This window comes from Vibrio sp. SCSIO 43137 (assembly GCF_028201475.1).
Lineage (GTDB): Bacteria > Pseudomonadota > Gammaproteobacteria > Enterobacterales > Vibrionaceae > Vibrio.
Genome location: NZ_CP116384.1, coordinates 518,607 through 540,069 on the forward strand (window position 1 = coordinate 518,607; position 21,463 = coordinate 540,069).

At 45.0% G+C, this 21,463-nt stretch carries 19 protein-coding genes; 10 read left to right on the top strand and 9 right to left on the bottom strand.

All coding sequences use genetic code 11. The annotated features are described in order from the left end of the window. Nucleotides 1-39: 39 nt before the first annotated feature. Entirely contained in the window at nt 40-1,371 is a 1,332-nt protein-coding gene (locus PK654_RS18170) for an MFS transporter (RefSeq protein ID WP_271700483.1), read from the bottom strand. A gap of 147 nt (nt 1,372-1,518) precedes the next feature. Between PK654_RS18170 and PK654_RS18175 the strand changes: the two genes are divergently transcribed. Beyond that, nucleotides 1,519-1,941 carry a gamma-glutamylcyclotransferase family protein gene (locus PK654_RS18175; protein ID WP_271700484.1) on the top strand — a complete coding sequence of 141 codons (423 nt, stop codon included), beginning with the start codon at nt 1,519-1,521 and terminating at the stop codon, nt 1,939-1,941. A 65-nt stretch (nt 1,942-2,006) separates the two neighbouring features. Here the strand turns inward: PK654_RS18175 and nspC are convergent, their stop codons facing one another. The 5 genes from nspC to PK654_RS18200 all read right to left on the bottom strand — a co-directional run bounded on the left by nspC (nt 2,007) and on the right by PK654_RS18200 (nt 9,640). Then, the gene (gene nspC, locus PK654_RS18180; protein WP_271700485.1) at nt 2,007-3,140 is read right to left on the bottom strand and encodes a carboxynorspermidine decarboxylase; all 1,134 of its coding nucleotides are present in this window, start codon (nt 3,138-3,140) and stop codon (nt 2,007-2,009) included. Nucleotides 3,141-3,231: 91 nt separating this feature from the next. Beyond that, complete coding sequence (locus tag PK654_RS18185; protein ID WP_271700486.1) at nt 3,232-4,476, bottom strand: carboxynorspermidine synthase; 1,245 nt, start codon at nt 4,474-4,476, stop codon at nt 3,232-3,234. 17 nt (nt 4,477-4,493) lie between these two features. Beyond that, the gene (locus tag PK654_RS18190) at nt 4,494-7,370 is read right to left on the bottom strand and encodes a pyridoxal phosphate-dependent class III aminotransferase (RefSeq protein ID WP_271700487.1); all 2,877 of its coding nucleotides are present in this window, start codon (nt 7,368-7,370) and stop codon (nt 4,494-4,496) included. Nucleotides 7,371-8,093: 723 nt separating this feature from the next. After that, nucleotides 8,094-8,951: a hypothetical protein gene (locus PK654_RS18195; RefSeq protein WP_271700488.1), complete on the bottom strand. Its 858-nt coding sequence runs from the start codon at nt 8,949-8,951 to the stop codon at nt 8,094-8,096. Between the two features lie 287 nt (nt 8,952-9,238). Continuing rightward, a complete protein-coding gene (locus tag PK654_RS18200; protein ID WP_271700489.1) occupies nt 9,239-9,640 on the bottom strand; it encodes a hypothetical protein in 402 nt (133 codons plus the stop codon). A gap of 338 nt (nt 9,641-9,978) precedes the next feature. Between PK654_RS18200 and PK654_RS18205 the strand changes: the two genes are divergently transcribed. From PK654_RS18205 to PK654_RS18230, 6 genes are read left to right on the top strand one after another with little or no spacing between them, the layout of a single operon-like run. Then, entirely contained in the window at nt 9,979-11,313 is a 1,335-nt protein-coding gene (locus tag PK654_RS18205) for a hypothetical protein (protein WP_271700490.1), read from the top strand. Between the two features lie 59 nt (nt 11,314-11,372). Beyond that, nucleotides 11,373-11,918: a class IV adenylate cyclase gene (gene cyaB, locus PK654_RS18210; RefSeq protein ID WP_271700491.1), complete on the top strand. Its 546-nt coding sequence runs from the start codon at nt 11,373-11,375 to the stop codon at nt 11,916-11,918. A gap of 27 nt (nt 11,919-11,945) precedes the next feature. Then, entirely contained in the window at nt 11,946-12,515 is a 570-nt protein-coding gene (locus tag PK654_RS18215) for a HupE/UreJ family protein (RefSeq protein WP_271700492.1), read from the top strand. Between the two features lie 11 nt (nt 12,516-12,526). After that, entirely contained in the window at nt 12,527-13,381 is an 855-nt protein-coding gene (locus PK654_RS18220; protein ID WP_271700718.1) for a patatin-like phospholipase family protein, read from the top strand. 5 nt (nt 13,382-13,386) lie between these two features. Next, complete coding sequence (locus PK654_RS18225; protein ID WP_443088765.1) at nt 13,387-13,947, top strand: GNAT family N-acetyltransferase; 561 nt, start codon at nt 13,387-13,389, stop codon at nt 13,945-13,947. Beyond that, the gene (locus PK654_RS18230; RefSeq protein ID WP_271700494.1) at nt 13,947-14,396 is read left to right on the top strand and encodes an NUDIX hydrolase; all 450 of its coding nucleotides are present in this window, start codon (nt 13,947-13,949) and stop codon (nt 14,394-14,396) included. The genes PK654_RS18225 and PK654_RS18230 overlap by 1 nt, the downstream gene beginning before the upstream one ends. A gap of 7 nt (nt 14,397-14,403) precedes the next feature. On the opposite strand, the gene PK654_RS18235 is transcribed toward PK654_RS18230, so the two are convergent. Together PK654_RS18235 and PK654_RS18240 are read right to left on the bottom strand one after the other, a co-directional pair. After that, a complete protein-coding gene (locus PK654_RS18235; RefSeq protein ID WP_271700495.1) occupies nt 14,404-15,282 on the bottom strand; it encodes a LysR family transcriptional regulator in 879 nt (292 codons plus the stop codon). 207 nt (nt 15,283-15,489) lie between these two features. Then, entirely contained in the window at nt 15,490-17,358 is a 1,869-nt protein-coding gene (locus PK654_RS18240) for a methyl-accepting chemotaxis protein (RefSeq protein WP_271700496.1), read from the bottom strand. Between the two features lie 572 nt (nt 17,359-17,930). Between PK654_RS18240 and PK654_RS18245 the strand changes: the two genes are divergently transcribed. The 3 genes from PK654_RS18245 to PK654_RS18255 all read left to right on the top strand — a co-directional run bounded on the left by PK654_RS18245 (nt 17,931) and on the right by PK654_RS18255 (nt 21,054). Beyond that, the gene (locus tag PK654_RS18245) at nt 17,931-18,347 is read left to right on the top strand and encodes an RNA-binding S4 domain-containing protein (RefSeq protein ID WP_271700497.1); all 417 of its coding nucleotides are present in this window, start codon (nt 17,931-17,933) and stop codon (nt 18,345-18,347) included. 195 nt (nt 18,348-18,542) lie between these two features. Further along, nucleotides 18,543-20,477 carry an amylosucrase gene (locus PK654_RS18250; protein WP_271700498.1) on the top strand — a complete coding sequence of 645 codons (1,935 nt, stop codon included), beginning with the start codon at nt 18,543-18,545 and terminating at the stop codon, nt 20,475-20,477. Nucleotides 20,478-20,490: 13 nt separating this feature from the next. After that, a complete protein-coding gene (locus PK654_RS18255; protein ID WP_271700499.1) occupies nt 20,491-21,054 on the top strand; it encodes a sugar O-acetyltransferase in 564 nt (187 codons plus the stop codon). 59 nt (nt 21,055-21,113) lie between these two features. Here the strand turns inward: PK654_RS18255 and PK654_RS18260 are convergent, their stop codons facing one another. Next, on the bottom strand, nt 21,114-21,335 hold the full coding sequence (locus tag PK654_RS18260; protein WP_271700500.1) for a hypothetical protein: 222 nt from the start codon (nt 21,333-21,335) through the stop codon (nt 21,114-21,116). Nucleotides 21,336-21,463 lie beyond the last annotated feature (128 nt).

Consider the following 21,463-nt stretch of genomic DNA (forward strand, 5'->3'; position numbering starts at 1 on the left):
TGTATTTGTTGTCACTATTTCAGAATGGCTTTACTCCTTTCAGAAAATTGCCTTCTGTTTATCTTTAATAAAGAAAAACAGACTGACCGCCACAAACAAAAAGGTGAAATAGTAGAAGAACGAAGAGAGTGAGGCTAGAAAGTCGAGATTTTGCTCGATTTGATCTTCGCTGTAGCCCTGAGATATCAACTTATAGTAGTAGGCGTATAACATGCCTATCAAGCCGTAACCTAAGTTAAACATCAGCCCCTTAAAGCTGAGAACCGTTGCTCTGTTATGGGACTCGGTCTTTTTATTCAGGTGATAACTGATAAAGATATTCATGGTCATAATAATAAAGATCAGCATCAGCGCGGGTATGACCCCATAGATAGGCCAGCCAAGGCTAATACAGTAATAGGTTGCCATAGTCGCTAAACCCATAGCGGCAATAAAGGGTTTTGGTGCGATACTTTCTGCCAGCCGGCGGCTTTGCCCTGCCAGTAATATCTGAAAAACGCTTACCCCGGCACCAATTAAACCAAAGTAAATAATGGGGATGTCGATAGCGCGATAATACTGGCTGTTCATGGTTAGAAACATACGGGAAGTGTGCTCAAACAGGCTGTAGTAAAGCAGAATAAAAAGTACATAAGGGGTTGAAAGTACCCACTTTCCCGTGTTGAGGGTGAGCTTCATACTTGCCACAGTGGTTTCCCAGTTACTGCTCTCTTTCGGCCGCTGCTTTTTCTTTTCCCGCATACTGGTTGCGGCAAAAATGGCCACCATGGCAACAAGTAAGGTGGCATAGACAGGGATGCGCATAATGTCCTGTGTGGTTTCCGGCTCAGCGAAGCCAAGGGCGGAATAGAGGCCAGCCATAAAGTTCACATCGTACATGGCGGCACCCAACAGAGTAACGAAAATGCCGACGCCAGAAGCGATACGGATCTGGATTTGTAACACCTGAGGCCAGATATCTTCTTTGCCTTGCTCCTTTAACGTGTCATAAGCCAGCGCTTCATCAGCACCACTTGCCAGAGCCATTGCTAAGCCACTTAATACCCGGTTGACCAGAAAGACCATAAATACCAGAGTAGGGTTGCCGGTGGGAACAAAAGCGATCATGGCGATCTCAATAAACATAACCAGCGAGGAGAGCACCACCAGTTTTTTGCGGCCAAGGGTGTCAGCAAAGGCGCCGGAGGGCACTTCAGCCAGCACAATGGTTGCTGCCCAGACCACATTAAGCATGGCAAACTGAGAGAGTGTCAGGCCATAATCTAAGTAGAGTAGGGTGAAAACCGGATAGTAAAAACGCGCAAAGTAGCTACAACGGAACATTAAAAAGTAGCGGACATTCCGTACCTGAAGGATCTCTCTGAGCGTCATATAACTGTCCATAGTTTGAGTGGTATAAGACTATTTATATACCATTTACCCTGAAAAATCAGAGAGTTTTCAGCAGCCTCTTTGACATCGTATTGATTCACGGGTAATTTTTCCCGTTACGGATTAGAAAAAACGGAATGATGTTTAATGGAAAAGGATAAAGTTTTTGTTTACGGCACGCTTAAAGCAGGCTTCCCGAATCACCATATAAATAAAGGCCTTCGCTTCAGGAGTAGTTTCCGCACCACGGAGTCATTTCCTCTTTATCTTGAAGGGGAAAGGTACACACCCTGGATGGTTCTGGATGTAGGGAAAGGGCACAGAATCAGAGGTGAAGTCTATCTGGCGAATGCTGAAGAGCTGGCTGAGATGGATGTACTTGAACGCATAACTGAGCCGGATGGTTATCACAGAGTGGTGACTAAAGTTGAGTGTGACGAAACCGGTGAGCTTATCGATGTGTACGTTTACGGAAAACCTGTAGAGCAGCTGGAGAATGCTGATATTCGTCAGCAACTTGGTGATGAGTATCTTCCGGAACATGGTGAACTTTACAGCCGGAGAAGCTGATAATCCGACAAAAGCTCTAAGCAGAGAAAACTGCTTAGAGCCGATGGATAACCACAACAGGATAACTAAGAGACGCTCCATTGCGAAAGTGAGCGTTTGAAATCTGAATAATCAAACTCATTCAGTTTCTGAATATCTCCATTTGAACGCTCACAATACACAGATGGCATGCGCAGACCGTTAAACCAGTTTAGTTTCACCATGGTGTAACCGGCGCTGTCGAGTATGTGTAGCCGCTGACCAATCTCTAATGGTTGCTCAAAGCTTGCTTCGCAGAACTGATCGCCGGCAAGGCAGGAACAAGAACCGATAACGTACTCATGCTCTCCATTCTTAGAGGCTTGCAGAATGGACGCCGGTTCGTTGTAGATCAACGTATCCAGACGATGTGCCTCGGTCGCTGAATCAACAATAGCGGTTGTTTTGCCGTTCTCAACGATATCTACCACAGTCACCACAAGATCCGTGGTTTTGGTGATGATGGCTTCGCCCGGCTCCAGATACAGCTGCACGTCATGCTTTTGGGAGAATGCTTTCAGTGCCTGACCCAGTTTTTCAATATCATAGCCCGGCCAGGTAAAGAACACTCCGCCGCCCATACTTACCCAGTCCAGCTTATCCAGATAGTGACCAAACTGATCAGAAATGGAATCGAGCAATCGAATAAAGGCATCCACATCTTTGTTCTCACAGTTTATATGGAACATAGCACCATCAATGCTTTCAAACACTTGCGGATCAATATGGTCGGCTTGAACCCCGAGACGAGAGAACTGGCGGGCCGGATTGGCTAAATCCTGACCGGCATAGCTTACTCCGGGGTTTAGACGAAGCCCCAGTGATGCTTTACCTTCCACAATATGGCGGTAAGCGGCAAGTTGCGATTGCGAGTTAAAGATCATCTTGTCACAGATATCAGCCACATCACGAACATCCGCTTCACTGTAGCCGACACTGTAGGCGTGGGTTTCTCCGCCAAAGGTTTCGTGACCAAGCTTTACTTCAAATGGGCCTGAGCTGGTGGTGCCGTCCAGATAGGGTTTGATAATGTCAAACACTCCCCAGGTTGAGAAGCACTTTAGCGCCAATACAAGCTTAACGCCTGAGCTCTCCTTTAACTGTCTGGCTTTTTCCAGATTTTCAATCAACTTATCTTCATTGATCATAAAGTAAGGGGTTTTTAGCTGCTCTTTGTCCATAGCTACAGTTCAACTCTATCCTTTAAATGGCAAAAACAGCCTGAGTGGCTATCAGGCTGCTTGTCTTAATTAAGCAAATTCGTGGTCAGGCTTATTTCAGCTTATTGATAACCGGCTGTCCCGGCTCCAGTTCCTGAACATGCCAGTCCAGACCGATCTCAGGCATGGTTTCAAGGAATGGGTCTGGATCCAACTGTTCCATATTAAACACGCCTTTATCGGCCCATTTACCACGGAAGTATTGCAGTGCAGCTGTAATAGCAGGAACACCTGTTGTGTATGAGATCGCCTGATGCTCAACGTCTTCGTAGGCAACTTCGTGATCGGCGTTGTTGTAGATAAATACGCTACGCTCTTTGCCATCTTTTTTGCCCTGAACCCAGGTACCGATGCATGTCAGGCCGGTGTAGCCCGGTGCCAGTGAAGTGGGATCCGGCAGCAATGCCTTAAGTACATGAAGAGGCTGAACCACAGTACCGTCGTTCAGTGTCAGCGGATCTGGACTTAGCAGGCCGATATCACGCATTACGTTAAAGTAGTTCAGGTAACGGTCACCAAAGCCCATCCAGAACTCAATGCGTTTAGCCGGGATAAATTCTTTCAGAGAGCGGACTTCATCGTGTGCCATTGAGTACACTTTGTGTGAGCCACAATTAGGGAACTCAAACTCAAGCATACGGGAGTGACAAGGAACTTGTTTCCACTCCTCGTTTTCCCAGTAGAAAGAGTCACCCTGAATTTCAAGCATATTGGTTTCCGGATCGAAGTTAGTAGCGAACTTCTTGCCGTGGTCGCCGGCGTTGACGTCCATAACATCAATGGTGTCGATTTCATCAAATAGGTGCTTAACGGCATAGGCAGCGAAGATAGAAACCACACCCGGATCGAAACCGGCACCAAGGATGCCTGTGATGCCTGCCTGTTCGAACTTTTCACGGTAGCCCCATTGCCAGTCATAAGCCTGAGGAACTTGCTGACCTTCAGAGCAGAGGTCAACGGCCACTGATGTATCCAGATAGGAGACTTTCGCCTGATAACACGCTTCCATAATGGACATGTTTACCCAAGGAGGACCAGCATTAATCACCAGATCCGGTTGCACTTCTTTAATCAGGGCAACCAGAGAATCAACATCATCTGCGTTAACTTCACGCGCTTCCAGCTTCTTTGCTGCGTCTTTCAGATTGTTCTTTTTATGAATCGATTCAATGATTTTTTCACATTTTGCAATGGTTCTTGAGGCCAGAGTGATATCACCCAGAACATCGTTATTTTGTGCTGCTTTATGTGCAACAACCCAGCCAACACCGCCGGCACCAATTTGTAGAACTGCCATAATTTATGTTCCCTGTATTATGCTAGCTCAATGGCTAGCGTGTTGATTTTATTGATTAAAGATTCGAAGTCTGAAGGTTTCAGACAAGGATTTAAAATAGTGAATTTAAGTGCGGATTTACCATCTACGATGGTTTCTCCCAAAACAGCGACTCCGCGGGTCAGCGCTTCAAGGCGGACGGCTTTATTCAACTCATCAAGGTCAGCAGATTCGTGGGTTACACGGAACAGAACCGTTGAAAGTGAGGGTTCAACCAGCAACTCAAACTGGTCATTTGAGCGAATCATCTCTGCGACCTGCTGAGTTTGTGTCAGCAGGTGATCGACCATTTCACCTAATGCCTGCGGGCCGACGTTTTGCATGGTCATAAAGACTTTTAATGCATCAAAACGTTTGGTAGTCGCAATGGATTTATCTACCAGATTCGGCAGTTCATCATGCTCGCGATTCAGATAATCGGCGTGATGAAGCAGGAAGCGGAAGTTAGATCTGTCATTGACCAGCAGACTGCCGCAGCTAATTGTCTGATAGAAGAGCTTGTGGAAATCGACGCTGACGGAATCGGCACGTTCAATACCTTTCAGACGTGATTTATGGCTGCTGAGTATCAATGCTCCGCCATAAGCGCCATCAACGTGCATCCACATCTGGTGTCTGGCGGCAATATCTGCAATAACCTCAAGGTCATCAATTGCACCGTGATCCGTGGTACCGGCCGTGCCTACAATGGCGAACGGAATCAGCCCGTCCTGTTTTGCCTGCGTCAGCACGTGTTCCAGACAGGTCACATCCATAGTGCCGTCAGGGTTAGCTTTAACCGTTATTACTGCTTTCTCGCCAAGCCCCATCCAAGACGCTGATTTTTGCACAGTAAAGTGCGATTTCTCAGAACAGACAATACGTAATTTATCTGCGTAATCAGGAAGCCCTAGCTGCTGAATCGAGTGGCTACTTAGCTTATCGGCTATCCAGTCGCGGGCCAGCATGAGCCCCATCTGGTTACTCTGGGTTCCGCCGCTGGTGAAAATGCCGTCCGCTTTATCACTCATCTCATACTTATCACATAGCCAGTTCACCACTTTCTGTTCAACGTAAGTGGCAGAAGAGGCTTGATCCCATGAGTCCATCGACTGATTCAGTGCCGCAATCATAGCTTCTGCGGCAATGGCAGGCATTAAAGGAGGCGTGTGCAGGTGAGCGATACAGTCAGGATGCTGAGTGAAGATGGCGTTTCTGGCTACCAGATCAGCGGTTTCATCAATCACTGACTTAATTGATGCATTTTTATTATCCAGATCAACGGCATTAATTGCTGCTTCTAGTTGCAGCGGATCAAGGCCGGAGTAGGGGGCATTGACCTGCTCAAACACCGACTTCATCGCAGAGGTGGTGTGATTCATTACCGAAGCAAACTCATGGCTGCCCAGCTCGCCTGTCTGGATAAAGTGCTGCTTCCACTCTTGCTGAGGTTCGCTTTCAACATAGCTTCCGCCAGCGGCGATAATAGCGTCTTCAAGCGCACGCAGGGCGAAATCAATTTGGTCGAAAGAGATAATTAGTGGCGGTAAGAAACGGATAACCGAGCCGTCGCGACCACCTTTTTCAACCATCAGACCGCGTTCAAGAGCGGCGCGTTGAACTGCCAGCGTTAACTCTCCATCGGCAAGAGGTTCGCCGAACTTGTTTAACTTGCTGTGCGGGTTTTGAATCTCAACGCCAAGCATTAATCCCTTGCCACGAACTTCAGCAATGCAATTTACCCGCTGCTGAAGGTTTTCAAGGCCTAAGCGCAGGTACTGACCGGCAACATTTGCGTGCTCAACAAGCTTGTCCCGCTGGATAATTTCCAGTGCTTTTGCACCGGAAACCATAGCTAACTGGTTTCCCCGGAAAGTACCTGTGTGCTCACCCGGCTTCCATGTGTCGTGTTGCTTGTTGATCACCAGCAGGGACATCGGCATACCGCCGCCAATGGCTTTAGACAGACAGAGAATATCCGGCACAATGCCCGCTTCTTCGAAGGCAAAGTTATAGCCGGATTTACCGACACCACATTGAATTTCATCAAAAATCAGCAAAATATTGTGCTCATCGCAGATACGGCGTAGCTCGCGTAGCCAGAATGCCGGAGCCGGAATCACTCCGCCTTCGCCCTGCACCGGCTCCACGATGATAGCGGCAGGCTTCATAATGCCTGCTTCATCATCGTTCAGCAGACGTTCGATATAGCGAATGCCGGCTTTTGCACCTTCATCACCACCTAAACCAAACGGGCAGCGCAGGCTATACGGGAATGGCATAAAATGAACATCTGACATTAAGCCGCTGCGACGGGCTTTGGTATCCAGATTACCCATCATTGCCATGGTGCCGTTGGTCATCCCATGGTAGGCACCGCGGAAGGCAAACATGGTATTCCGGCCGGTGGTTTGCTTTGCCAGTTTGATGGCGGCTTCAACGGCATCAGCACCGGAAGGGCCGCAGAACTGGATAACAGAGTTATCACTGAGCTCTTGTGGCAGAAACGCTTTGACAGACTTAATAAAATTGTTTTTGGCAGAAGTGGCGATATCCAGCGTCTGATAGGGCAGGCCGGAATCCAACTGATCTTTTAGTGCCTGATTGATTTCCGGGTGGTTATAACCCAGAGCTAAAGTGCCCGCACCGGCAAGACAGTCGAGAAAGATCTGCCCGCGTGTATCTTCCACTAAGCAGCCGTAGGCCTGCTTAATTGCGAGGGGAAGACGGCGCGGATAAGAGCGAACCTCGGATTCGTGTTCAGCCTGTTCAATAAGAAGCTCGTCAGGTGTTAAGTCATAGATGCCTTCTACAACCGGAACCTGAGAGGGAAAGTAATTTGCGATGGTATTATCGACTTCAAAGGCTGTGCTCATGCTACATAATCCATTGAAATATAATGACTCGTTTCCCGTACTTTGCTGGTCAGGCAAATACAGGGTATACAGATGCGCCTCCGCATTTGCTATTGGTTAAATAGCAGATACAGATAGGCCGTCACGATAAACGCGACTTATTATTTTGATTGGGGAGTAATCAAGGTTCCGTAATAGACCTGTTTTGTGAAACAGGGCATTTAGGCAGAATAAAGCTGATTAGTGTGTGTTTGTTTAAAGATGTCACTGTTGGGTTTCCCATAAATATGCTGTTTGGTCACAGCATTAGTATCCCTTCTACCGGCAAATGGCTTTGTCGGTACCTACCCTACGCAGTGATGCAATCAGCCCGAATGGTCACTACGCGTATCCCCCAGAGAACGATATGTTGCAATCGTGTGCTCCGAGATTGGGCAGGAATCTACCATAAACTAAATTCTTTTGGCAATAACTTGGAATAGGTTGCATATTGAAATAATGCACTCGATTTTAATGATATTTAATTATTGATTACTTCTGACTTTTAAGGCTGTTTATGAATAGTAATTAAAGACGGAGTGGTAGAACTCTGTTTGCGACTTCACCAACCGAAAAGCAACTTTTACCCTGATAATAATGAGCATGATGATAGTCAACGAATGGCCTCGGAAGCTATTCGTTGACTAAAAATCACCTTAAAAACGCTTTTATGCAGCCTATTTCCTTTCTGGAAATAACATAAATTTACTTAATAGCGTCACACTCGGAGTAGAGAAAAGTGCTAGATGTGATAAGGCTGTTATTGGTATTGTAAACTTCATATGTTAATGGCACACCGTGAACCCAAAATGGTTTACCAATTGGTTTGAAGCATAATTTTGTAATTAATTTATTATGCCATTGAGTTTTTTCCACTTCGGTAAGTATTGTTTCTTTGTTCAATAGAGTATGGGATTTGGTGGTTTCTTTTACAATCATACCCTCCATGTCACCGGACAGTTGTCTTTTATCGGCTTGCTTATTAGGTATAACTGTTACTTTTTTATTAAAATCATCAATGTAAGCAGGCATCATGAGCTTTAGTGTCGCTTCAAAACTATCAGATTTAACTGCTTTAGAACATACTGTTTCTTCGTTGTCATCGTTGACATATTTGTATTGCTGCGAGCTGAGACTATGTAGAGTATCGACCTGTCGGTACCTATCTCTCTTCAATTGTTTCTCAAATGACTTCAAAAACAATTTAAAGAACTGTTCGGAGAGCTCATTTGCCGCTTCAACATAATAGTAATTAATTGTAGTGTAAATTTTGTTGCTGCTTGAGCGCTTCTCTCCGGACATTATTATTTTATATACGAAAGGGCTTTTTATATCCGTCATTTGCCCTGTGAAGACTCCGGTTTCAATGTAAGTATCTTCTGGACCATTTGTAACGTGGCTTTTATAGGTTATTTCTTTATCAGGCTCTTGCAGAGTACATTGCCAGTCTCCTTTTAGCTGGTTGTGATCGAATGTCACTTTAGGCACAGCCTTTTCCTTATCTGGACTACTGCAACCAAATATTACACTGCTAAATATGGCTATTATAAGTATTCTTATCACTGATATTTCCTTCTATATTTGACTATTTAAACCCGACCGAGAATATGCAACCTAAATCGAATGCTAGGTACTCGATATTAGCCGATTAATATGGTAAGTCTATGATCATTAGTCAAAAATCTATAGTTAAGGAGTCGTTTAGCGAAGAACTAGTATCATCAGGGACTGTTTATGGAATAAGGCTGCTTAGTAAAAGTATCTCTTTAGCAAGAGCTCCGTGTACTTTTTGAGGTTTTGTGTCATGTACTTCTGTCCAGAAGGTGATATCTGTCGATTTGTAGATGTCATCAGATATGGTTACTTAATCTGAGTTCCCGTCCGCAATGGCCACATACCTTAGGTTTTGAGAAGAAGTTGTGACCTTCTGACCTGTGGTGGCAGTGCGGACAAAACTCGGTGCGGTAGTTAATAAATTGCAGGGCTAAAATCGCAAATACAAAGGTAAAGGCGGTTAGTGGGTTGAACAGTTCATTACGTTGTGCGACAACAACAAAAATAATATAGAAGAAAGAAGAGAATTTAAGGATATGCAGTGTCGCAATAGTAAGCTTGCGGACTCGATAACTAACAGCGTACGAAAGCCATGCATCAGAAAACAGCAGCAGAGAAACTAGCGAACCGATAAAAACAGAGATTACCGTCAGATCTGTGTATGTAAGTGCTGCCAGTGCAGTGATTAACTCTTTCATATTGCGCATCCTATACCACTTTATGCAACTGTAATGGTACAACACGTTTGAACTGCAACTCTTTGAGCTTATTCTCATTAATCAACTGAAAAATAAGAAACCAGTTTTATTGCGGCTCCGGAGTAAAGGCAGTTAGGTGTGACGGGCAACAGTTTTTCCCTTTCAGCTCAGTTATGAGAGCGTATGCAGCAACCTTTTAACCTTCCGGCTTCGGAATATGCTTCACACTGTTGTAATAAACAGCGATAAATGACAAAAAAACACTAACACTGTTGCTGTAAAGCATTTACTCTATCAGGCTGAGTTATATGTGGTAATCCGGTTGTAGTGTGTACGATATGATTAAAATTAGTGAAGCGAGAGTACTTATCATTAGTAGTACTATCAAAGATATCAATACCATCTCTATCGCTTTGCAGTCGCTTGGTGTTGCTGAACATAATATCCAGTCAACTCATAACTTTAAGCTCGCCTTACGCCGTATTACTCAGCCCGCGTTTGATATCTATGTAATGGATTATGATCAGAGTGAGGTAAGAGAAGAGTTTTATCATACGGCTCAGCAAACCGGATTTATGAGTGATGTTTCGGTAAAAATATTTGTCACCTCAGATAAAAAGTCACTCTACGGCATTATGGATCTGGAACCGGACGGCTTTTTGATGCGCCCGTTTTCTGCCTCGAAAATGAAAGCGAAAATTTCTACTGTTTGTGAAGAGAAAAATAAGCTGAGTAGCCTTTTAGTTCTGGCCAACGAACCTAATCAGAATAAGCTATTGTCAGCGTGTAACTTGTCTGAAATATACCACCCTAAGTTTTACTATCAGATAATGGAAACCCGTGGGCGTGTATTCGAAAATATGGGTGAGCAGGAGGTTGTGCTCAACCTGTACGAATCCATGATCAAGCGTATCGACAATAAAGTGAGTCACCCTTGGTTATATGCCCGTTATCTTAAGTCTCTGATACAGGCCAAGAAGATTAAGAAAGCCGATGCCATTCGTAAACATATTCTGGCCAATAAAGTGCGTATGTCTCCCGAGCTCTACGACACCATTATTGATTTGGATATCTGTATTGGTGATATCGAAAATGCCCAGAGTGTCGCTGAATCCCTGTGTGCTTTAACCCCGGCCAACTTTGAGCGCAAAGCGGTATTGTCTACCTTGTATCTTATTCAGGGTGAATACTTTAAGGCGATGAAGCTGAACAACGAAAGCTACCAGACAAATAAAGATGGTTATCTGGATAAACCTCTTAATCTTCTCGACTATCTTAAATCCATTCTGTATGTGGCTCAGCAGGATGAAGAGTCCCGTCACCTTTACCTTACTAAGTTTGACTTGCAGATAAAGTTTTTTAAGTACAAGAAGCTATCCGATAATGATAAATGGCGCCTTGAGTTACTTCAGATGCACAAGCGGTTACTGGAAGGGCATACCGGCGAAGCCGCTAAAAAATTGTCCGCTATGAAATCGAACCTTGGGCAGATGACACTGAAAACCCTTCACCACTATCTGACTTTAATTGGCTTATTAGAGATAGAAGCCGATCTGGATGATGTTTATGAACTCGCTCTGAAAAAGTTCAGGGAAGGTGAGACAAACTCCCTTGCCAGGGCTCAGATATATCTGATAGATGGTACATTCCGTTCATTTAAGCAGGCCAGTTAGCTTTAAACCCGATAAGGGTTTGTTACCATAGTGACCGGCAATGCATTACGAGACAGCAAATGAGTCATGACCATTTTAACGGTAAGTTCGAAGTAGAACTTAAGTACCGTATTCGATCGAAAACAGCCTTTCTACAACATTTAAATACCCTCGATTATCAGGTGATGTTGGAAGACAACACTGAGTTTGATCAGTACTTTGACTTTCCCGATCGCAGACTTAAGCGAGAGAACAAAAGTGTATGCCTGCGTGAAATGCAACCTTCCGGTATTAAACTCTGGATCGTAAAAGGGCCGGAAACTGACCGCTGTGAAGCGGTCAATGTTTCAGATGTTAATAAATCCGTTAAGATGTTATCAACAATGGGATATTTGCCAGTGTTCCGGATGGAAAAAATGCGTAGTATCTACTTCGTAAACAAATACCATATCACGCTGGATCATTTACAGGGGTTGGGGGACTTTGCCGAGTTCGCCATTATGACTGATGATGAGTCCCTGCTAGAGAGTTACCGCAGAGAGCTGATTCAACTGGCGTCGGGTTTTGGACTGTCAGATGAGGATTTGGAGCACCGCTCTTATAAAGAGCTGGCGGGTATGGACTAAACAAAAAAGCAATAATAAAGAGAAACTATGAAAAAATTAATTCTTACTCTGGCCCTATTCATTCCTAACTTAGCTTATGCTCACGCCGATGCGTCAGGCACTGGTTTCTGGGCGGGTTTAAATCACCCTGTGCTCGGGCTTGACCACCTTTTAGCCATGATCTGCGTGGGTATATTGAGTGCTCAAATGGGCGGCAAGGCTATCTGGTCCGTCCCTGTTACTTTCGTTGTGGTGATGCTGCTAGGCGGCATTCTTGGCATGATGGGGATCCCTCTGATATCTGTAGAGCTGGGGATTGCTGTGTCTGTCCTTGCCCTTGGTGCGGCTATTGCAGCGAACAAGCACTTTTCTGCTCTTTGGACCATGATGTTTGTGGCTCTGTTTGCCGTATTCCATGGCCATGCTCACGGCGTTGAAATGCCGGGGTTAGCCAGCCCGATAATGTATGCCTTAGGCTTTATCTGCGGAACGGCAGCAATTCATATTGCCGGCGTGGTCATCGGTACCTTTGCCAAAAACAATCAGTACGGTGACAAATTTATGCGTCTGTCGGGTACTGCTATTGCTGGTATGGGCCTCTACTTTGTGGTTGCCTGATGAGGGACAAAATCGATCAGGTCGGAGCTAACGCCCTGATAGTAGAAGGCGGCGCCATGCGCGCCGTTTTTTCTTGCGGCATTCTTGACACCTTTCTGGCTGACAATTTCAACCCGTTTGACAGTTTCTGGGGCGTCTCCGCAGGTGCGTCTAATCTGGCGGCCTTTCTGGCTAATATGCCGGGCAGAAACCTCAAGATTTATACTGACTACAGTTGCCGTAAAGAGTTTATTCGCCCGTTAAGGTTTATCACCGGCAAAAATATGATGGATCTGGACTGGTTATGGAAAGTCACCATAGCAGAGCTGGGGCTAGATATTGACACCATCCAGTCTCACCAACGTCCTTTCTATCTTGCCGTAACTGAACAGCAAACAGGCAAAGCAGAGTATCTTCTGGCTGAACCTGACAGCCTTGTTGAAACCATGAAAGCCAGCAGTGCACTTCCGGTTCTTTATCGTAATGGCGTTGTTCTGCCGGACGGAAAACGTTATGTCGATGGCGGAGTGGCTGATGCTATACCGGTAGCAGAGGCAATACGGCGTGGTGCAAAACGTATTATGGTGCTGCGAAGCAGGCCGTTTAGCTATGTTAAAGCTGAAGAGAAGTCCTCCGCTTTGCTGAAGCGACTGTTAAAGAACACACCTGAATTAATAGAACCTATGTGTGGCAGAGCTTCCCGTTACAACCAGACGATTGAACTTATGCGCAATCCTCCGCAAGGGGTGGAAATTGTCGAGATATGCCCGCCGGAGTCTTTTCGTCTGAAGAGATTAACCCGCGAGGCAAAACCTCTTTTTCATGGTTATCAATGTGGCCAGAAGGCTGCGGCGGATGCCATTAAACGCTGGAAGGAGCTGATATGAAAGCCATAATTGAAACTTCCCGTTTGATATTAAGGCAGTGGAGATCAGAGGATGCACTGCCTTTTTACCAACTGAACAGTGACCCGAAAGTGATGCAATACTTTCCGGAGTGCCTATCCCGGGAGCGCAGTGATGCCGTTATCAACCGACTGACTAACATGATTGATGAAAATGGCTGGGGCTTCTGGGCAGTGGAACGAAAAGACAACGCAGAGTTTATCGGTTTTGTCGGACTTTTGGCTCAGCCTGAGCAGAGTGACATCCCGTTTACTCCTTTTGTCGAGATTGGCTGGCGCTTGTCCCGTTCCAACTGGGGAATGGGTTTTGCAACTGAAGCGGCACAGGGGGCACTTAGTTACGCCTTTTGTCATCTGGGCGTTGATGCGGTTTACTCTTTTACCGTATTGGAGAACTTGCCTTCAAGAAAAGTGATGGAACGTATTGGTATGCAAAATACCGGCAGAGATTTCAACCATCCCAAACTAGAAGCCGGTCATAAACTGGAAAGGCACTGTCTGTATAGAATCAGTCTGAAAGACTGGAAAGCGCTAAAGGGAGACAAGTAATGATTCCAATAAACACTTCTGTTGTGGCAGGTGTAGTTCTTTCTAAGCAAGATGGTGAAACTAAAATGCTGCTTATGAAGAGAGCGAAAGAGGGCTATTGGTGCCATGTGGCCGGTAAAATTGAATCCGGAGAGGTGGCCGGTCAGGCTATGCTTCGTGAGCTGAAAGAAGAAACCGGAATTGAAGCCGCTGAACTCTATAATGGCGAGTATCTGGAACAGTTTTATGATGCGAAAAGTAATGAGCTGTTAATTATTCCCACTTTTGCCATGTTATGCCTTGAAAACCAGCAAGTTGTCCTGAACGAAGAACATACAGAATACCGCTGGTGCTCACTGCAGGAGGCGATATCTCTGGTTCCCTTCCCAAATCAGAAGCAGCTGTATCAGCATGTCTGGAAGCTATTTGTTGAAAACACGCCATCAGAGTTTTTAAAGGTCTGTTTGTAAGCATTTTTCAACTGATAAACTGCTGTTTAATGGCATCAATAAACCAGTCGTACCGTTTTGCAGGGACTTGATGTTTTTTGCTAACCAGATAGACAGTTTCATTCACGATATCGGGAAGAGGAATAACCGCTAGTTTATCTTTTTCCGGGCTGGCCAGATAAGCGCTCACGGGTAAAACCGTAAAACCAATATTGTGGCTGACTGGTACAAGTATCTGATTTAGCTGATTCACATACCCTTTTGTAGCAATGGTTTCTATAGATTTGGCAAAACCTGTCTGGGTCAATATCTTGCTCAGGTAGTGTGAGCAGTCAGGATGATCAATTAATCCTATTTGGCTGAGCAGACCCGGCGAAAAAGGTTTATCCTGATGTTGATTAGAGACAATAAGGCAAAGCTCTTCATTTCCAATCACTTTATAGTCTAAATCAGCGGACGGAAGTTGCTGAGTCATTAAACCTAACTGAATGTGATTATCCAGCAGAAGCTGAGCTATTCTGCTATTTGGTGCCGCCTCAAGAGAGATAGTCAGTTGCGGGTGTTCAAGCTGCCGTTTTAGTAGCAGAGGATACATCTGCATACTGAGTGAGCCGGACATAGCAAAGCGACACTCACCGGAGTAGGGAGAGTCGTTCTGTATTTTCTCTTTGAGGTTTGCCTCTGTTTTTTCCTGCCGGCAGGCGTGCAGGTAGACTTCCCGTCCTGCTTCGGTCAATTCAAATCTTTTGCCTATTTTGGTCAGCAGGCTGACATTCAGTTCAGTTTCAAGCTTTTTAATATGTTGACTCACTCCCGGCTGGGTCATAAACAGCTTTTCTGCTGTTTTGGTGAAGTGACCGGTTTCAACCAGTGTTTTATAAGTAATAAGCCAGACAGGATTTAACATAGTGAAATGATTAATAATGGTTATTAACTGAAGAATAAATGATAATTTTTCGTTTATCCAGTTGCTTAAAAGTGCTGACAGGTATCGATATGGTAAGTTTTAACGCTGAACTCTTATCAGGCTCGCTTTTCCGGTTCAATTGTTGCTCTGCCCGTTAAAATAAAAAGGCCAACCAATCGGCTGACCTTTTGTGACTTATGCTGTTCGTCAGACGATAAACTTATTCAGAATACTGCTCTGCTCACGGACATTTTCTGTCTGAACCTGCATGGCCATATTGGCTTCATCAGCACCCTGAGAAACCTGTACTGACAGATCTTTAATCTTAACCGTGTTGGCGTTGATCTCTTCTGCGACTAAGCTTTGCTCTTCAGCAGCAGATGCGATCTGCATATTCATATCCGTGATACGCTGTATAGCGTTACGGATTTTCTCAAGAGCCATATTGGCTTCTTCAGCCTGGGTAACAGTATTACTTGCTGTCTCCTTGCTCAGACCCATGGCTTTGGCAACTGAACCGGCACCAGCCTGAAGCTGCTCAATCATATTACGGATCTCAGTGGTCGATTCCTGAGTTCTCTGAGCAAGGGTACGAACCTCATCGGCTACAACGGCAAATCCACGACCTTGTTCGCCTGCACGTGCTGCCTCAATTGCGGCGTTAAGTGCCAGCAAATTGGTTTGGTCAGCTATATCGTTAATAACCTGAAGCACAGTTTCGATACTGTCTGTGGCATCTTCCAATGCTTTAACTTCGTCAACAGCTGAATCAATACGATCAGACAGCTCGTTAATGGAGTCTGTTGTGCTGTTTACAACAGCAGAGCCCTGCTGAGTTGCATCGTCAGCTTCTTGTGCTGCCCCGGCTGCCCCCTGAGCATTACCCGCCATATCGGTGGAAGTGGTTGCCATCTCGTTCATGGCAGTCGCCAGTTGCTCAAGCTCCTGAAGCTGTTCCTGCATCGCAGAGGCGGCATGAGAAGAACCCTCAGCTGTGCTTTCAGTGCCACGCATTATCTCTTCACCAATGCCTTTCAACTGCTTAATCTGACCCTGAAGGTTCTCTGTAAAGACGTTGAATCCTGTGGCCAGTTCAGCGAACTCTTTATCAGTATTGGTGGCAAGACGCTGGGTTAAGTCACCTTCACCTGAAGCAACATCTTGTATCGCGTGGTTGAGTGAATCGAGCGGCTTCATCAGTTTAGCGATCAGGCCAAGAAGAACGGCAACACTGACGATAAGGGCGATAACAGTAAAGATAATCGACTGATTACGCATATCAATGACAGAGGCGAAAGCGATATTTTGATCAAGGGCTACGCCGACATACCAGTCCTGATTTGGGACTTTAACAAAGTCGAAAACATATTCGTCTCCGTTTACCGCTACAGTTTGCATCTTCTGCGTTATCTGCACATTTGGCTGATAAGAGGAGAATGGCTGACCGTTTTTCTCTTCATCGGGGTGAGCGATAGTGGAACCTGCGCTATCAACGATAAAGACGTAACCAGCGTCAAACAGCTCTACGTTGTTGACGATCTCTGCAAGGCCAACCAGGCTCACATCGAAAAACAGTGCACCTTTAAATGAACCATTCTCGTTAAGTGGTGTGGCGATAGAAATCAGAATCTCATTGGTTACCGAATCCGCATACGGCGTAGTGACAAATAAGCCATTAGCCTGTTTAGCACCTTTATACCAAGGACGCGCTCTGCCGTCCCATGTAGGGCCCGGATCCCAGCTTGCAGTACCGGGAATGGCTTTGCCATCTGTTTCCAAAGCACCACCGACCAATACAAATGGTTTTTTAAGGGCAGGTTGATCGATAGCGGAAAGAATACCCTCTCTGGAGATGTCGAGTTCAGCCATATTGGTCGTATAACGAGCGACATCTTTACGGCCTTCCATTTCAGAAACAACGTTATTCTTAACACTTTGCATAATGTCTTTAACGCTGTTTTCAATGGTGGTTTCAAGTTCTGACTGAATCGTCATCACCTGATTAATGGAGAGTGTACTTACCGTTACTAGCATTAATAGTGCCGAAGCAATAACGATTTTGTGGCTAAATTTCATATGTGGTTCCTTTAAGTACTTCCCTGGGATTTAAGGATTCAAAAGCGCCAACTTTAAGTACATATGTTAGGCAGTTATGGTGCTAGCTCTCTCTGGAGCTTTTAATAAAGTTTATTTCACGTTCAATATGTCTCGTGAATAATAAACAGCTTAATCATTAACATACCTATGTATCAGTAATTTTACGTATTTCTTTAAAGTTTAGCATAGCCAAAATTTATCAATGTGTTGATGTAGTATTTGAGAATCTTCTAATTAATTCTTCGCTAGGGTAAATTCATACCCGTTTTTGCTGTGTAAGTGGAATCAATTTATCCATTTTTTATGTGTGGAAAAATTAAATTCTATTTGTGAGAAATAGTCCGTTATTGATAAAAAAGATAAAAATGACAATTTTGTGAATTAAATATGTGGATCAATGGCTCTAATGTTGGCAGTTTTTTATACAATTTATCAAATGATAACAATAACTTTTCGTAATTAGACTAAAAAGATTCGGAGGATAAAAGCGGCTCTTTAAGCAAATCATTTGTGTTAAACTGCGCGTTTTAGACCCCCGCAGGCGAAATAATATGAGTTCACATCAATCAGGCTTTGAAGAAGAGCAAGAAGTTGAAATTGAAGCCATTGGAGTAGAGATCGCTACGCAACCAATAGAGCTGTATAAAATCTTTAAAATTGCCAATCTGGTTAACGGTGGCGGAGAAGCAAAACACATTATCAGTGAAGGTTATGTTGCCGTAAATGGTGAAATAGAAACGCGCAAACGCCGAAAAATAGTTGACGGTGATCTGATTGAGTTTAATCAGGAGTTTTATCTGGCGATTTATAATCCTGATTCCGCCCAGACTTCTGGTGCAGATTCAGGCTATGAAGTTGCTTATGAAGAGACGCTTTCTGAACAGGTTGAACCTGAAAAAGTTGAACATGAACCAAGTGAGCCGGAACAACCCAAAAGCAAAGGCAGAAAATCCATCCAGTTTCTGTAGTCCGGTTATGCGTCCATATATCAATAGTGGTAATGTTGCCCTACCATACTAGTTTCTATCCAGATGCAGGCTCACTATAAGGTAAATTATAGTGAGTCGCTGTTCACATGTTTTTCTCTGTAATCTATCTTAACCGTTACTTAATCGTTTAAGTTATCTATATTTTCTTCAGTTATCAGGTTTGTGGAGTGATTTATGTTGTCGCATCTGGAAGGACAGAAGGCCTTAAGACAAGTTTTAGAGTCGGTGGATTTATCCGCATTAAGCCAGAAAGATCAGAAGACTTTTCTGGCACGTATGGATGAGCACTTTCCTGAGCTGATGGTGAAGTTGCACCATTTATATGGGGCGCAGTACGACTTTTTCTATTATCTGCAAAAGCTCTCTTCTGAGTTGGCCTCCGCCTTCGGCAGCCGGAAAGTGAAATTGAAAAAACAGGATCAGAAAAGGCTTAATCAGCCAAACTGGTACCGCAGTGAAAAAATGCTGGGCATGGCGCTTTATGTTGACCTGTTTGCCGGCGATCTGAAAAAGCTTCTGGATAAGATTCCTTATCTTAAGGCTCTCGGTGTTAACTATGTTCACCTTATGCCTCTGTATAAATCGCCGGAAGGACGCAGCGACGGCGGCTATGCAGTATCTGATTACCGCAGTGTGGATAAGAAGCTAGGTACTGAGAGAGATCTGGTAAAGGTGGCTAATGCGTTTAGCGATGAAGGGATCAGTCTGGTACTCGATTTTGTCTTTAACCATACCTCCTGTGAACATGAGTGGGCCAAGAGAGCCCTTGCCGGTGAAGAAGAGTATCAAAACTACTATTACTTCTTTTCTGATAAACAAGAGGTAGATGAGTACAACCAGACCTGCCGGGAAATCTTCCCTACCGTGCGACGGGGCAGTTTTACCTTCAACGAAGAAGTGGATAAATGGATCTGGACAACCTTTAACAGTTTTCAGTGGGATCTTAACTTCTCTAATCCGGCGGTGTTTAATGCTATCACGGCTGAAATGCTGTTTCTGGCCAATATTGGCTGTGAGGGCTTAAGGCTGGATGCTCTTGCCTTTATCTGGAAAGAGAAGTGGACGCAGTGTGAAAGCCTGCCAAAAGCCCACACTCTTATTCAGGCGTTTAACCTCTGCCTGCAAATCGTTGCGCCGTCGGTTCAATTTAAGTCCGAGGCTATCGTGCACCCTGACGAAGTGGCGCAATACATTGATAAAAAAGAGTGCCAGCTCTCTTATAACCCTCTGATGATGGCGCTAATGTGGGAGTCACTGGCCACAAGGGAAACGAAACTACTGACCGCCTCGCTGAAAAAGAGCTTTCAGATTTCTGCCGATTGTAGTTGGGTAAACTATATCCGCTGTCATGATGATATCGGCTGGACATTCGATGATGCCGTAGCCGGGCAGTTAGGGATTAACGGTTTTGATCATCGTCGTTTCCTTAATCAGTTTTATACCGGCCGCTTTGAAGGCTCTTTTGCACACGGTGTTGCGTTTCAGGAGAATCCGGCAACGGGCGACTGCCGGGTATGTGGCTCTCTCGCCTCCCTTGCCGGGCTGGAAGATGCGATTAAATCAGACGATATTCATAAACTCGATCAGGCAATAAAACGGGTTCGTCTGCTAAACAGCATCAATCTGAGTATTGGTGGCATTCCTCTTATTTATCAGGGGGATGAGATTGGCATGCTCAATGACTACAGTTTTGTTGGTGATGCGGATAAGTATGATGATGCCCGCTGGGTGAACCGTCCGGCAATTACTCAGGAAGCGATTGCCCTTGCTGAAGACAGAGCCTCTCCGCAGGGCATTATTCACCGTGAGTTGCTGAATATGATCCATATCCGCCAGTCAAATCCTGTGTTTGGCGAGGCAGATACTCAGATCCTAGAAACCTATCAGTCCGGGCTGTTTGCCTATGCAAGAGCCGATCAACAGGGCAGAAAGCTACTGGCTATTTGCAACTTCAGTGACCAGTCCCAGCAGGTTCCTGCCAGTATTTGCGATATTCTGGCCAGCGATAAGGTGGTGGACTTGCTGACTCATAAAGAGGTTCTTACCAAGGGAGACATCAAGTTAAATGGTTATGATGTGCTTTGGTTAACTCCGGATATTAAAGGTTAAACGAGTATAAATAATGAAAACAGAAAAACAGAAAATGTTGGCTGGTGAACCTTATCTGGCCTGGGATGACACCCTTTATGCAGAAAGAATTGCCTGCCGCAGAGTGCTTCAGCAGCTTAACAACAGCATTCCTGATAGTGATGAGTGGAAGAGTGCTATTCAACAATTAATCCCCGATGCCAAAGGTGAAGTGTATCTGGAACCACCGTTTCGCTGCGATTACGGAAGTAATATCCATGTCGGCAAGAATTTCTATGCCAATTTTAACTGTGTATTGCTGGACGTAAACCGTATCGATATCGGTGACAATGTCATGCTGGCGCCTAATGTTCAGATATACACGGCGGGTCACCCCATTGAGGTGAAAGGACGGGTAGAAGAGGGGATAGAGTTCGGTTTGCCGATCAAAATTGGCCACAATGTCTGGATTGGTGGCGGGGCGATAATCTGCCCTGGGGTGACCATCGGAGATAACAGTGTTATCGGTGCCGGAGCAGTGGTCACCAAAGATATACCGGATAACGTGGTTGCGGCCGGTAACCCATGTAAAGTTATCAGGCAAATAGATAACGATTGATATAGTTAGAAACTTGGAGATAAAAAACCGCACTCCGGTGGGAGTGCGTCGGTTTCAAGCTAGTTCAGGTTTAAGTAGTTGATCTGTCGCTCGACCTTTTTACCGGCCTTAGTGATCAGCTCATCAATCAGCTCAAGGTGAGATAATTCACGGGAATCGGTAAAGGTATCCCAACCCATAACCTGATTACCCTGAACGATATGACCATCGCCATTCCGGGGTACTTTAACAACGACAACGCCGCCACCCTGAAACTCAATTCGTACAAACTCTCTTGCCATAACACTCTCCCTGTGAGTAGAAAATAACCAGTCGCTGCCTATTAAACATAGCAGGTGAGCAGTCTATAGGGGCTGGAGAAAATTGATCTAAATCATGTAAACAAGAGATGCATTGTTAGCTTATTGAT